Origin of the sequence: Niastella yeongjuensis (assembly GCF_900110245.1) — a bacterium.
GTDB classification, from domain to species: Bacteria; Bacteroidota; Bacteroidia; order Chitinophagales; family Chitinophagaceae; genus Niastella; species Niastella yeongjuensis.
Map to the genome: position 1 here is coordinate 13,342 of NZ_FOCZ01000015.1, position 14,345 is coordinate 27,686.

Sequence of the window (14,345 nt, forward strand, 5' to 3'; positions counted from 1 at the left end):
CTTAATGATGAGCAATAAATACTGGCAGGTTTATGGTTTCCAAAACCAGTTCAGCCGTACTGTGTTTGAAGAAATCAGAAAGCATATTACGGCCAAAGGCGCCCATTACAACAAAAACATTTTTCCTTGGTCGCAGGTATCGATACAGCTCATTCCCGGCATTTCCGTAAAGCCGGTGATATCCAATAGCAGAATAATGCATTTGAAGCAATTCCCCTATCCTTTCCTTTTCAATGATCGGTTCGTTATCATTTTCATTTACCTGTAGAATGGTGAGCTTTTTGTCGGTAAGCTCAGGAAAGAGATAGGTAAATTGTTTAATTGCAAACACAGCCGACTGGCTGCCATCATAGGCGAACAGTATCTCATCGATGCCGGTGAAACTGAATGGAGCAATCAAAACAGGGCATTCGCTTTTTGCCAAAACTTCTTTTATAAAAGCGGTGGGCGATCCTTCTTTTTTAGATCTCAACGACATTTCAGGATCAACAATAAGGAGGTCGGCAAAACGGCTTTCCTTAATTATTCCGGTAACCGGTAATCCCTGATCAACATGAATGGAACTGTTTGTCTGTTTTTGCCTGCACAATTCTGTAAAAAGATGTATGTTTTTATCATATTGATTTAAGGATTCCTTTGCGGGCAACGTACCAGTGCCACCCGCATTTACTGATACTCTGACCGGCGCCTTTGCAGTTGTTCCGTCTTCCAGAAAAACACCGATAATTTTTGAGTTGGTCATTTTTGCCATATAACAGGCAAAATCCAATGCATTTGCATTTATTTGATTAGCATCAATCGCCACTAGAATCTTTTCCATAAAAGAATTTTTAATTTTTATGAACCTCTTTTTGTAAACATGAACTTACTGCAATGTCATTTCATGTTTACTGATCCTAATACTCCGGTTTTTCAAATCGTGTTGAGGAACAGTAAACCCCACTGTGAATACCGCCACAACAGGTAATCAGATGAACTTAAATATAGAATCGCCGCATAAAGATGGCCTGGAAATACCGGAAACGCTTATTTATAAAAAGTTTGAACATTTTGATAAACTGTACGACCGTATTGAGTATTGCACTGTTGCCTGTTACGAAGCATAGCTGGCCCGCTCGTAAATCTTACCTTTGGTAGTGTGCTGGGATTATTTATTTTGGGTATATAAGCCCCCTCCGGCTTCACATTAAACCGGGGAGGCTTTTTTATTACCAGGCAAAGATAATATCTTCCAATTCCAGCCTGTTTACCACCTCAGTTACGCCGGGAGCTGACCAGGCAGCATCAACGGCATCTTCCTGTTCAGCAAACGACCGGACTTTCCCCTCCAGGGTAACTTTTCCACCCGACACTTCCACGTTAATTTTTTCCGCATCAATGGTAGCGCTTCGTTCAAATGCAGCAGCAATCTTTTCTTTTACATTTACAGGCGATATCACCGGTTTAACAGTCAGGAAATTATAAACCATCTTTATTCCCGGAAGATGGTCAATGCATTTTTTTGCAAAATTGCGTTGGTAATCCCACGTTACTTCCCCTTCCAACGACACATATCCATCTTCAACTTTAACCTTGATCTCTTCCTCCGGCACAAATGGATTCCATTTTAGCGAACATAAAACTGCTTCTGCTATTTCAGTATCTGATCTGCGAAAGTCCGGTAAAATACCTACCATAATTTCTTCAGCCACTGCTTTTACTCCGGCTACCTTTCTCACGGCATGCTCTGCCGCCATTTTTTTTGAGTAGTTGTCTACCCTGCCGGACAATGTAACAACGCCACGTTTCACTGACACGCCTATTTCTGTACCATTTAAAATCGGTTCCCACATCAATTGATCCATTACATCTTTTTGGATCTCAATATCACTTTTCATACAATCAATTTTAAAGTTATCAAAATAGCACTCTGTTCAAATTTATCGGAGCATCCCTACTCATTTATAAGAATCACTTTCAGCGTTTTCTCCACACTGGCATGTTGAAATGTATCATATGCCTCCAACACGTTGGCAATCGGGAATCGATGGGTTATAAGTTTACCTGGATCGAGCTTATGGGAGCATACCGTTTTTAATAACATGGGGGTTGTGACTGTATCTACAAGCCTGGTGGTAATAGTAATATTGTGCGACCACAGTTTTTCCAAATGCAGGGTGGCGCTTTTACCATGCACGCCAATATTGGCAATATGGCCGCCAGGGGCAACAATCGATTCGCATAATTCGAATGTAGCAGGCACTCCCACTGCTTCAATAACCACATCAGCGCCTTTATTTCCCGTAAGTTCATAAATTCGTTTTACAGCATCCTCGTTCCGGTTATTGACAACCTGAGTGGCGCCAAATTTTTTAGACACTTCCAACCGGTTATCATCCATATCTATCATAATAATATCTGCCGGAGTATAAAACTGAGCTGTAAGCAATGCAGCCAGCCCAATGGGGCCAGCCCCTACTATCACTACAGAATCGCCCGGCTTTACCTTGCCGTTGAGCACCCCGCATTCAAAACCAGTAGGCAAAATATCGCTTAACATTACAAGCGCTTCTTCATCAGCAGTATTGTCAGGAATGTGATAAAGACTATTGTCCGCATAGGGGATCCGTACATATTCTGCCTGCGTTCCATCAATGAGGTGGCCCAGGATCCAACCACCATCTTCACAATGTGAATACATGCCCTTTTTGCAATATTCGCACCTGCCACAGGAGGTAATGCAGGAGATCAATACCCGGTCGCCTTTCTTAAAACCGGTTACTGCAGGGCCTACCTCCCCGATAGTGCCAATACCTTCATGCCCCAATATTCTGCCATCTGTTACCTCAGGCACATCACCTTTCAGAATATGCAAATCGGTACCGCAAATGGTGGTTCTATTGATTTTCACTATTGCATCGGTAGGTTTAATAAGGGATGGTTTTGGCTTTTCTTCCCAGCTTTTTTTGCCAGGTCCATGATAAACTAATGCTTTCATTTCAATCAGTTTGATCTTGAATAATTAGTGATTACAAACCAAAGGTGTTATAAATCCCGAAAAAGAATGATAAGGACGGTCAATAGCTGCCATGATCTTCGTCAGGACTTCGTATTTTTGGCATAACCGAACTGGTACCTGGTTGAATATGATGCCTGATTTAAACTACATTAAGCTTTCTGACCTTAACCGGCAGATTGAAGAAATTATCACCCAAAACTTTGGTGGTCGTATGTTTTGGGTGGTTGGTGATGTAACCAATCACACCCATAAGCACGAAAAAAATTACCATTATTTCGATTTCGTCGAAAAAGACCCTTATTCAAACGGTATTATTGCGAAAATTTCTGCAAGTGCCTGGGGTATTGGCTCAGAAAAAATATACAATTTCGAAACGGTAACCGGACAAAAATTTACCAATAATATTAATGTGCTGCTGCTGGTATCGGTACAGTTTCATTCTATCTACGGGTTCAAATTGAATGTAATTGATATCGATGCAAATTTTACATTGGGGGTTCTGGAGCAACAACGCCAGGCAACGCTATCTAGACTGGTGGCTGAAAATCCGGGTTTCATACAAAAAGCAGGCGACCAATATTACACCAAAAACAATCGCCTAAACCATAAAATCGTCATACAAAGAATTGCGCTTATCACGTCGCAGACTTCTGCAGGCGGCGAAGATTTCAGGCATACTCTTGACAGCAATCCACATGGTTACAAGTTTCAAATTGATGATTATTTTACAGTTGTTCAGGGGGAAAACAATGCAGAACTCCTGGTCGCAAAGATCATCGAGGTGTTCAACTCCCAAATACCATATGACGCAGTGGTGATCATAAGAGGTGGAGGCGCCCAGACTGACTTCTTACTTTTTGATGATTATAACGTTGGGCGTGCGGTCGCCAGGTTTCCGATCCCCATTATTACCGGTATAGGGCACCAGAAAAATGAGACCATTACAGATTTGATGGCGCATAGCCCAACAAAAACACCTACTAAAGCTGCCGAGTTTATTATCGCTCACAATAAACAGTTTGAAGAAAATTTGCTGCTGTTTCAAAAAAACATTGTTATCAAATCGCAGCAATTCTTCTCTTATTATTTTCAAAAACTCGCCTCACTGAACAGCCTCATTGTAAACAATTCAAGAAATATTATCGCCCATAATAAAGACGGGTTGGTTGAGATCAATCAAATCACCATCAACACATCAAAGTCAATTATTTTTAATCGGCGGAGTGAGTTGACTGCCATGGCCAGTCAGTTGGCAAGCAAACCAAAGATCATTGTATATAACAGGCTTGCAGACATAAAAAATATTGCTGAGAATATTAAAACCTTCAATGCCCAGTATCTTAAAAATCAACGAAGCTATCTTGGTCATTATGTTTCCCTTATAAATTTAATGTCGCCCAAAAACATACTAAAAAAGGGGTTCGCGATCATCAAAGTAAACAATGAGATTATCAGTAATCCGGACGGCATCAAAGTAGGCAACGAAATTGATATTATTTTAGCCGAAACCCAAATAACATCAACCGTAAAAGACAAAACAACATATAATGGAAACGATTTTAACGTATGAAGCGGCTTATAACGAGCTTGCTCAAATAGCCAGGGAAATTGAAAATGAAAGCGTTTCCGTAGATGTACTGGCAGAAAAAGTAAAAAGAGCTTCCGAGCTAATTGTGTTTTGCCAGACAAAGCTTAAATCTACCGAAACGGAAGTGAACAAGATCATTGCGCAAATGGAAGGTTCAAAGCCAAAGTAGTAATGAATCATGAATATTTAAAAGGCTTATAAAACATACGTTTTATAAGCCTTTTAAATATCAGCCAGCGTTAGTTTACTTTTTAACTAACCAGGTTTCGACTGCCCTGGAAAATTCGGCTACATCTATAGGATGCCTGCTGGTGATCAGGTTGCCGTCTGTTACCACGGGTTGTTCCAATACTGTTCCGCCGGCGTTCTTCAAATCAACCTGTATATTCCAGTAACCTGTCAGCTTTTTACCTTTTAAAATATCAGCTGAAGCCAATACAACCGGTGCGTGACAAATAGCTGCAATCAATTTCCCCGACTTATTGAAATCCTGAATAAACTTTATCACATCTTTATCATTGCGCAGGTTATCAGGGTTCCATGCACCGCCGGGTATAAAAACGGCATCATAATCACTCACTTTGATTTGGTCTGCAGTACGATCAAATTTTATCCAGCCAACAGGCTGCAAATACTGAATGGCCATGATATGTGTCTTTGCCATTTCCGGGTACGTTAGTCCATACCGCTCGGGTGCAGGATTGTATTTGGGAGCTACGATATCCACTTTGGCGCCAAGTTGTTTGAAATACCATACAGGACCGAGTAATTCAATTTCCTCGAAACCATCGGCGGCAATAACTGCTATTTTTTTATCCTTTAATACGGTCTGATCTTTTACAGGCGTAAAGAAAAAAGCTCTTAAGGCCTCGTTTCCGGGCGCGTTCAGCAATTGCGATACAGGCATACTCACAACGACTGAAGGAGATCCCAATTGATTCAGGACCGAAAGTTCATGACTGTTCATTTCTGTTGTTTTTACCTGTGCGGCAGCGTTAAATACAGTAAAAACGCTTACTATACCGGCCAGCATAGGCTGATTTAAAAATTTCATCTCATTAAATTTTAATTGTTACATATATTTCCCATTACTAAAGGGGGCAAATCTTATCAGCCTGTGAAGTCCGGCCTGGAAAGGTTGTTTCTTGATACTGCTGTTTAAATAGTCAATCACCGGCTGAATAGGAGGAAAATTCAGGTGGTACCGGAAGGCGTCTTCATTCCTGAATTTTTCATAAGTTACAAACTGCGTACTGTCTTCCTCCAATTGTGAAAGCTGGTAATTGATAACACCAGGTTCGCTCCTGAATTGTGGCATTGCAGTATGGTATACTTCTTTAAACCGACCTTCGGTGCCGGCCTTGCTATCCACAAATAACATAATAGTAATGGGCGTATCTTCCTTCATGGGTTCTCTTCGCCATGCTTCTTTTGAAAGCGGCTCCAGGTCTTTTACATTGATCGTTTTCACAGGCTGCGCCAGTTTCCTTTCAGCAAATATTCCTATCTGTTTGAATATTTCACCGCTTCTCATTTTCTCCAACACGGGTTGATTGCTCCATCTTTCAATGAGCCACATTACAGCAGGGTCTTCGATTTCATAATACGCTTCCGCCATAATGTTAGCTTTATTACTAACAGCCTGTTTCACATACTTACTAAGTAATTCGTGGAATTCTTTACCGTGTTCATTTTTTACATCATACCGCGTTAACACTACTACTTCCTCCATCCTATTTGTTTTTTGTGCATTTACATATATGCCGCCCAGCAGCATATACATGGCCAGCATTATTTCTTTTGTCATGGTAAATTGTATTGATTTGATAATGCAAATCTGAGGAGAAAATAAAAGCCTTACCTGACACAAATGTGTCAATTTACCGGCATATCAAATCCGTTTAAAATAATTGCGATAAAGCAGTAGCCGCCGACAAGAAAGAAGAGTTCTGCCACCGCATCCTGTCCAAGCAACTGAACAGCCCGGTTATAAGTTGAATCTGGTACAACGTGGCCGTTAACCAGCACATGGGCAATACTATGCGCAATAGCTTCCTGTTCGTTTAATCCATCAGGATGAGTGCCTGCTGCAAGCGATGCGATCACGTCGGGTGAAAGCCCAAATGCTTCCGCCATGATCTCATGGGCATACAGTTCGAAGCGCGCGCCAAAGGATGCCGCTACCGTTAATATAGCCACCTCGCGAACACTTTTATTTAGCGTGGCATGTATGTCGAGCGTTCTAATAAAACTCAACGCCGGAATGCCGAATTGCGGATGGTGTAACATGGCCGGGAAAGGCCCTAATAACGCCCCCTGTTTATCCATCATAGGCACCTGGCTTTGGCTGCGGCCAACAAGTTTGGCAATCTCATCATGTACGGAACGGACTTCACCGTTCAGAGAATCTGGTGGTAATGGTTGTATACGCATGGTTTAATTTTTAGGAGATACAATTTCAGGTGTAAACCCCATCGATCAAAATGAAGACCATACGGCATGTTTTGCCCGAACGGTTGGCCCAGGCATGATTGGTGCCGTTTTGAATAATGATATCACCCGCCTGAATGAGGGTCTCCTCCTGATCGAGCACCAACGTTATTTCGCCTTCCAGCACAATTCCATAATCAACCGTTTTTGTGCGGTGCATCAACGGATGAGGGGCTGCTTCATTTGAGGTGGAAGCTTTTTCATCGCCCATAGATTTGAATTTGGCCGCGGCATCTGCACCGGTCAGTTTTCGTATTTCTTCACCTTCCGGCGGAAATTCAATCACCCGCAAACGGGTACCATTTTTAGGAGGGGGTAATATCAATCCCTTTTCATCAGGTTCCGCCGGCTGCCCGTGAATCAGGACCGGGGTCTCCAACGTATGCCACACTTCAAAAAAAGTAGGACCACCGGGGCCGCCGACAAGCTGGGTATGCGTTGGTGGTGCATCGGAAACAACAATAGCTTTACCATCACTGTTATGACCTGTTATAATACGTCTGAATGTTTTTTGTTGCTGGTTCATAAATCTGTTTTAATTATTCTTTGATTTTCTGAAAACGAATGCGCCCAGGTAATGGAATAGCACGCCGATACCCCATGCAATGGTTGACCATAGCGGCCAGGGGTAGCTTCTATCGGTGAAGTACCATACAATCCACATACCAGGAATGGAAAGCACAAAAACGAGGAGATGAATTCTGAAACCCTTTCTGGGGTTGACGGAGCCTTCGCTCCATTGATTGGGATATGCCATACAATTAGTTTTGATCTATATCGACTATTTGTATGCCATTCTGCTACCCGGCTAACATTCAGGGAAAAGCTATTTTGTAGTAAGCTGTAAGTAAGATCAATACTAATAATTGGTAATACAGAGCGGGAAAAAATACAGACAGGGCTCTCCGATATTTTCGGAGTTTAATTAACCGAACTCCGAAAATATTGGAGTTTAGTCAAAATCCTGCTTTCTGATATTTAGCTTAGCCATTTTCGATTCGAGGGTGGTCGGTTTTATATTCAATAGTTCTGCGGCACCATTCGCTCCCCGTATCCGCCCTTTTGTTTTTTTGAGGATGGACGTAATATATTCCCGTTCTGTTGCCTGCTGAATATGTTTTACTTCATCAAATGTATTAATGCCTGTTTTTTCGATATGGTTAAAAGCCGGCGTTGACAGGTCTCGCATTAATTGTAATTTCGACCGGCCGTCATTAAGAACAACAGATTGTTCTACCACATTCTCCAGTTCGCGAATATTTCCAGGCCAGTTATAGCCGTTTATTTTTTGGATCATCGAATCTGCAATTCCATGAAAAGGCTTATCGAATGCCTTACAAAATTTATTCCCAAAAAAGGCTGCCAGCATTTCTATGTCAGTTCTACGCTCCCGCAAAGGCGGCAGGGTAATAGGGAAAACGTTCAGGCGATAATACAGGTCAAGCCGGAACCTTCCTTCGGCCACTTCCTGTTCCAGGTTTCGGTTAGTGGCAGCAACAACGCGCACATTAACTTTTACCCGTGAGTTGCCGCCAACATATTCGATTTCCCTTTCCTGTAAAACACGTAATAATTTCGTTTGTATGGCGAGCGGCAGCTCTCCTATCTCATCCAAAAAAATGGTTCCGCCATCTGCCTGTTCGAACTTTCCTTTCCTTTTTTCAATAGCACCCGTAAATGCACCTTTTTCATGGCCGAACAACTCAGATTCCACCAATGTTACAGGAATTGCAGCGCAATTGACTTTAATAAATGGCCCCTTTTTCCTCGTTGACAATTCATGAATGGATTGAGCTACTTTTTCTTTGCCTGTACCGCTCTCGCCCAATATCAGCACAGATGTATTATAAGGGGCCACCTGTGTGGCAAGGTCTAATGCTGACAATAAAAGATGATGATTTCCAACTATACTTTTGAATCCGGGATAAAACTCCGCCTTATGTTGGTTCTTATCCGGAGAAACAGGCCAATTCTTTTCTACAGAGGAGGAGGTCTCATAATAAATGATCTTTTCTGCGAGGTCTGTCAGCCACTGTTTTATCCGGTTTAGAAAAGTAAGATGGTTTTTACTGTAAATACCAGTCTGACGGCTGTAAAAAAAGTAATGCACCGACAACCCATATCCAAGCGAAACAGGGAATACCAGATATGACTCCATTCGCAAACTATCTAACACCAGTCTTTGCAGTGAATTGTTCATGGAGCAATCGCCTGGATCTTCGCTGGAATAAACTTTCCCCTCACTGTCGAGATGACCATTTTCAATGGCGGCGTAAAAGGCGCCATTATTCAAACCCGTTATGGTGAGTAATTCTTTTTCACCAATATATTGGTATTCATCAAAACCAAGGCGCAAATAACCTATATCACTGAAGCGTTCTCCATTCAGGGGTCTTACTCCTGTTGCCATAAAATCGAACGGGATAAAAGATTGAATAGCCCCGGCCAATTTTAATATTTTTAACTGTACATCAGCATCTTCATTAATTATTTCAGTCAGCAGTTTTTGCAAACGCTCTTCCCGCCGCAATTTTGATTCAAGGCTGTGGGTATGACGATACCAGGCAATATCCAGGGTAACCAGCAGGTCTTTCTCCCTAAAGGGTTTAATCAAAAATCCGTAAGGCTCCGTTGTCTTCGCTTCTTCCAGTACTTTTTGGTCAGCGTTGGCAGACACATAAATGAATGCGATATTTTCATCCTTTAGCTTTCTCGCCAGGGCGATCCCGGAACGTTTTCCATTTAACCGGATATCCAAAATAACGAGGTCAGGCGTTTGCTGTTGCAGATACGCCTCAGCTTCTTCTACTGAAGCGGCAATTCCCAATACATTATATCCAGCCTGCGTTAATATCAATCGCAGGTCATTGGCCACTACGAATTCATCTTCTACTATAAGTAATTTTTTATTCATTTAAAGCCGCTGGTTAAGAATTTACAAATGGTTCGTCCGAAATTGGCTTACTCATCACAACAAACCGGATTATTACACGCAGCCCGTTATCGCTTATCATATTAACAGTACCGTTTAATTGCTTTGTAAGCCCTTGTACCAGGTCAAGCCCCAGTGAATTATGCCCCCTTACGTCAAAACCCTTCGGCAGGCCAACCCCATTATCTGAAATAGTGAGTAATACGTGATCGTCATTAACGGGTTGCAAATCGATACCGACAGTCCCCTTGCGATCGCCGGGAAATGCATATTTGATTGCATTCACAACACATTCATTGATGATCAATCCGAGCGGAATTGCCTGCGAGACATCAAGCGCTATGGGCGCTATGGTTTGTTGAAAAATGATCCGGTTGCCGGTATCGAAACTATCATGCAGGTAACACATGAGGTCCTTGATGTATTCAGGCATGGTAATGGTCGAAATATTTCCGGACAAATAAAGCTTTTGATGAATAAGCGACATAGCCTGCATTCGCCGCAAACTGTCTTTTATCGCCAGCACCGCTACGTCGTTATCGAGGTAAGCGGACTGTGAATTTAACAGACTGGTCACCATTTGAAGATTGTTCTTTACACGGTGATGGACCTCTTTGATCAGCCACTCTTTTTCCTTCAATAATACCTGCTGTTTTGTATTTAGCGTTTCTAAATAAATATTTTTCTGGTCCAATTCCTTTTGATGGACCTGCAGCTTGTGATTGGTTCTATGTTTTAGCAGATAACGATTGAATAGCAATCCCACAATGATTATCAATAATGCCACACAAGCCAGGGTAATATTCTTTGTTCTGTTGGCCTGCTCAACGCCAATGCGCTGCAACTGGTTCTGACTGTTGAGTGCTTCAATATCTTTTTCCTTTTTTGCCGTTTCGTACTGGACCCTTAATTCTTCCAATTGCCAGCTTTTGGTCTCATTGAAGATGGAGTCGTTCAATAACTTGTGCCTTAGTAAATGTTTCATGGCGGAAGGATAATTACCCATGCCGGAATCTGCCCTGAAAAGCATCAGGTGAATATCTTTAGCTTCAGGAAGCGAGTTAGTAGCTTCTGCAGTATTCAGGGCCTTTTGCAAATAGACAGCAGCTTTTACATATTGCGTTTTACCGATGAAATACTGGCCTAACTCGTAATGAATATCGGTTGTAATTTCATTGTCCTTTTGCAGCTGCCCGGACAGCTTTATAAGTTCAAGATAATATTTTTCAGCCTGCCGTTCCAGCTTCAACGCATGATAACAAAAGGCCAATGAACCGAGCAGGCATGCTTCTGCATGAACACCAATGGGTTTATTTTTTGCATAAATATCCAGGATATACTCCAGTGCTTCCTTTGCTCTATTTACTTTTATCAGCTCCCTTGCAAAGAAAAATGCATCTCTGAAGATAAAACCATTGTTATCCCCTTTAAATACCCGGTCCCTGAGGGCTTTCGAAAACCACTCTACGCTTTTGTCTGGCTGGCCAGATTCCCGGTACATATTTGCCAGGCGACTGTAAAAAGTAATTGCCGAAGCCGAATCGTGCGTAGCTTCCACACTTTCTATTGATTTTGAGCCATAAAAAATACACTTACTAAAATCGCCTTTATAGCGGTAGATTACCGCCAGCAGATCATAAATATAGTGCAGGTCGCGGTATCCCATGGCTTTATACTGTTCAAGTACATCCAACAACTCCGTTTCAGCAAGATCCAGCCTTCCATTTACCAGATGTATATCTGCAATTGACTTTAAGGCCCATGCCTGCCTTTCCTGATTACCGCTTTTTTGATAAAGCGAATACATTTTTTCAAAACAATACAACCTGGTAATACCGGTCTTCTCCCGTAATGGGATAAGCGTTGCCAATTCATGCCATAAAAGCGCTTCCCTTTCTTCATTACCGGGCGCGCTTGTTTTATCTATCGTTTCCTGGTATAGCTTTTTACTTTGCTGCAAGCCTTCCGTAATAAAGGAATGCATTGCTTTGAGATGTAAATAATCAGGCTGCCATTTTTTTGCTACACGGACCACGGTAATATTATTTGCCTGTTCTAAATAAAGCAGCGAGCTATCCAGGTCTTTTTTAGTTCTTTCGGTATGAAAAAGATAATGCCGGCCTAATATGATCAGCAAACGAAAGCGGGTTGAATCATCCAGGGTACCCAACAAGGCAAGCGCAGAACGTATTTCTCTTTTTCTGATAAGCGCATCTCCCTTTACTAAAGTCGCTTCATTTATGCCACTTTTATATTTTAAAGCCTGGCTTAAATGGAGCGCTTCTTCTGCGAAGAAGCAGGCACTGTCGAGCTGGGTAAAAGGATTACCAGTTTTATACAAATAATATTCTCTTCGTATGTAATATTGACCCAGCTTTAGCAAAAGAGACACCCGGTTTGTATCTGCTTTACTTTGCTGAAGTTGAACTGCCAATTGTGTATGAATATTATCTTTTATCTGAGCAAAGGATATAAGCGGGAAAACCACCATTATAAAAATGGCGGTACGCATATAGTGGAATACTTTGCTGAAGTGCTGCATTTAACAAAGGTAAGATTCAAAAGGGCTGGTTGCCGGAAAATGGAACGGGCTTGTCCCAAACCTGGGATAAACAGCCATATACCCGGGACGGGTGATAAGTACAGGTATGAAAAAAGCCTAAACCATGTGTCAACCATGTGTGAAACATGTGTGCCTCATTAGGGAGGGAACATATTTGACACATGGTTCACACATGGATGAGGCCAGGCTGACACATGGTACACGAAATATAAACTATATGTTTTATGCGTTTGAAGAGTCAGAGAAGATAGTCACGATTTTTTCTCTACCTTGTAGGTAAACAAGATAGCATGCCATATATTCAATTAAATGAAAATCTGCCGGGTATTACCGGTTTGCTTGACTACCGGCTCGATACTGCGCTACCCATTCGCCAACTCACCCAAATGCTGCTTCGTGGAGAATCAACGCTCACCGAGGGAGAACGCGAGCTTGTCGCTACCGTTGTCAGCCATGGCAATAACTGTTCATTTTGTACTGCCGCCCATACCGCCGCAGCTAATGCGTTCCTGTCTGATCCCTTAATTGCAGAGCAAGTGAAAACAGATATAACTACTGCTGCAATAAGCGAAAAAATGAAAGCACTGTTGACTATCGCAAAAACCGTTGGTAAAAGCGGGCGTCTTGTAACACCTGAAATGGTTCAGACGGCCCGCGACCAGGGCGCAACAGACCGGGAGTTACACGATACAGTACTTATAGCGGCGCTCTTCAGTTTCTATAACCGTTATGTGGATGGACTAGCCACCGTCACGCCCGAAGATCCGGCGTTCTATAACCGGCTTGGCAGCATTTTACAGAAAAAAGGCTATTTACCATCTGAGGACAGGTATGCCGGGCTTGTTTAATTAACGGCCTTTCTAAAGATCCAAAAACAAAAGCGGATTGACAAACGTCAAGGGAAAAAACAACCCCGACGCTACGCCGGGATTTATTGTACATCAATTACCATTTAAATCCAAAATCACGCCGTTTGATCTTACACATCCGGCCGTCAGGATGATGGAATACCACCCCTTCTCCTTTGAATGATTCCAGGAAGTCTTTTATCGTTTCAAAGGTTCTTGGGAATTCGGGGTAATCGTTTTTCCCATGAGGTACCAGTATATGTTCGGTGGCGCCGTCTTTGTTGTTATTGATCTTGGGACCAATTAATTCGTATGTTCCATCCGGAACCGGATTGCCTAACGTGGCAAAGCTATTGCGCCACCCTTCCATAAAGTATTTATCTTCTTTTGCAGCAGTTACTTTTAACCATCCGGGCCAGTGACCTGTAATTGGATCCGGGTCTTGTGCCGGAATAAAACCATCTGGCGGCGTTTTACCTTGTTTGGCATCGTATCTTTTAAATAATACACCTTCTTTTATAAGGCAACAGGTCCCATCCCACTTATGGGTTGCAATACCTGCCCCTTCTAACACCCATTCGCAACCGGGTGTTACTTCATTTTTTGCAGGGTTGTTCGGCAGGCTATTCTCTCTTTTGAAAAGCGTTGGAATTTTCTTCATCTACCATTGATTGTTCGTGATTTAAAAATTGGTTGTTACCTATGGTGATCACTCATATTTAATATAGAACCTGTTGTTACAGGCACAAAAAAAGCCCCCGACGATACCGTGGGGGCTTTTATAATGTTTTATATTTCACATCATACCATTGCCAACCCGGTATCCAATGGATAACCGCCGAGGAGATATTGATATGATGCCATTTGTTTCATGGATGCAAAATTAGAAACAATTCTAAAGGAACAAAATTTATTTTGAAATAAAT

General features: G+C 42.2%; 15 protein-coding genes. 4 read left to right on the forward strand and 11 right to left on the reverse strand.

The window, feature by feature from the left end; all coding sequences use genetic code 11:
• Position 1 precedes the first annotated feature (1 nt).
• Positions 2-820 carry a universal stress protein gene (locus BMX95_RS28395; RefSeq protein WP_081200187.1) on the reverse strand — a complete coding sequence of 273 codons (819 nt, stop codon included), beginning with the start codon at positions 818-820 and terminating at the stop codon, positions 2-4.
• A 151-nt stretch (positions 821-971) separates the two neighbouring features.
• Between BMX95_RS28395 and BMX95_RS35735 the strand changes: the two genes are divergently transcribed.
• Positions 972-1,106 (forward strand): hypothetical protein, encoded by a 135-nt coding sequence (locus BMX95_RS35735; RefSeq protein WP_262493577.1) that lies wholly within the window; start codon positions 972-974, stop codon positions 1,104-1,106.
• Positions 1,107-1,208: 102 nt separating this feature from the next.
• Here BMX95_RS35735 and BMX95_RS28400 read toward each other — a convergent pair whose 3' ends face one another.
• A complete protein-coding gene (locus tag BMX95_RS28400) occupies positions 1,209-1,877 on the reverse strand; it encodes a BON domain-containing protein (RefSeq protein WP_081200185.1) in 669 nt (222 codons plus the stop codon).
• A gap of 56 nt (positions 1,878-1,933) precedes the next feature.
• Positions 1,934-2,977 (reverse strand): zinc-dependent alcohol dehydrogenase family protein, encoded by a 1,044-nt coding sequence (locus BMX95_RS28405; RefSeq protein WP_081200183.1) that lies wholly within the window; start codon positions 2,975-2,977, stop codon positions 1,934-1,936.
• A 148-nt stretch (positions 2,978-3,125) separates the two neighbouring features.
• Between BMX95_RS28405 and xseA the strand changes: the two genes are divergently transcribed.
• Both xseA and xseB read left to right on the forward strand, forming a co-directional pair.
• Positions 3,126-4,568, forward strand: coding sequence for an exodeoxyribonuclease VII large subunit (gene xseA / locus BMX95_RS28410; protein ID WP_090519650.1), 1,443 nt, complete (start codon positions 3,126-3,128; stop codon positions 4,566-4,568).
• Positions 4,546-4,755 carry an exodeoxyribonuclease VII small subunit gene (xseB, locus tag BMX95_RS28415; RefSeq protein ID WP_081200181.1) on the forward strand — a complete coding sequence of 70 codons (210 nt, stop codon included), beginning with the start codon at positions 4,546-4,548 and terminating at the stop codon, positions 4,753-4,755. Before xseA ends, xseB begins: the two co-directional genes overlap by 23 nt.
• A gap of 75 nt (positions 4,756-4,830) precedes the next feature.
• On the opposite strand, the gene BMX95_RS28420 is transcribed toward xseB, so the two are convergent.
• The 7 genes from BMX95_RS28420 to BMX95_RS28450 form a co-directional block, all read right to left on the reverse strand.
• Positions 4,831-5,640, reverse strand: a complete 810-nt coding sequence (locus BMX95_RS28420; RefSeq protein WP_081200179.1) for a DJ-1/PfpI/YhbO family deglycase/protease — start codon at positions 5,638-5,640, stop codon at positions 4,831-4,833.
• An 18-nt stretch (positions 5,641-5,658) separates the two neighbouring features.
• Positions 5,659-6,393, reverse strand: coding sequence for a putative quinol monooxygenase (locus tag BMX95_RS28425; RefSeq protein WP_081200177.1), 735 nt, complete (start codon positions 6,391-6,393; stop codon positions 5,659-5,661).
• Between the two features lie 68 nt (positions 6,394-6,461).
• The gene (locus BMX95_RS28430) at positions 6,462-7,019 is read right to left on the reverse strand and encodes a carboxymuconolactone decarboxylase family protein (RefSeq protein WP_081200175.1); all 558 of its coding nucleotides are present in this window, start codon (positions 7,017-7,019) and stop codon (positions 6,462-6,464) included.
• 25 nt (positions 7,020-7,044) lie between these two features.
• Positions 7,045-7,602 (reverse strand): cupin domain-containing protein, encoded by a 558-nt coding sequence (locus BMX95_RS28435; protein ID WP_081200173.1) that lies wholly within the window; start codon positions 7,600-7,602, stop codon positions 7,045-7,047.
• A 9-nt stretch (positions 7,603-7,611) separates the two neighbouring features.
• Positions 7,612-7,833, reverse strand: a complete 222-nt coding sequence (locus BMX95_RS28440; protein ID WP_081200171.1) for a 2TM domain-containing protein — start codon at positions 7,831-7,833, stop codon at positions 7,612-7,614.
• A 195-nt stretch (positions 7,834-8,028) separates the two neighbouring features.
• Positions 8,029-9,990 (reverse strand): sigma 54-interacting response regulator, encoded by a 1,962-nt coding sequence (locus tag BMX95_RS28445; protein ID WP_081200167.1) that lies wholly within the window; start codon positions 9,988-9,990, stop codon positions 8,029-8,031.
• 13 nt (positions 9,991-10,003) lie between these two features.
• Positions 10,004-12,520, reverse strand: coding sequence for a tetratricopeptide repeat-containing sensor histidine kinase (locus BMX95_RS28450; protein WP_165758908.1), 2,517 nt, complete (start codon positions 12,518-12,520; stop codon positions 10,004-10,006).
• Positions 12,521-12,861: 341 nt separating this feature from the next.
• On the opposite strand from BMX95_RS28450, the gene BMX95_RS28455 reads away from it, so the two are divergent.
• Entirely contained in the window at positions 12,862-13,419 is a 558-nt protein-coding gene (locus BMX95_RS28455; RefSeq protein ID WP_081200163.1) for a carboxymuconolactone decarboxylase family protein, read from the forward strand.
• Positions 13,420-13,516: 97 nt separating this feature from the next.
• Here the strand turns inward: BMX95_RS28455 and BMX95_RS28460 are convergent, their stop codons facing one another.
• Positions 13,517-14,080, reverse strand: a complete 564-nt coding sequence (locus tag BMX95_RS28460) for an RNA ligase 1 family protein (protein WP_081200161.1) — start codon at positions 14,078-14,080, stop codon at positions 13,517-13,519.
• Between the last annotated feature and the right edge of the window lie 265 nt (positions 14,081-14,345).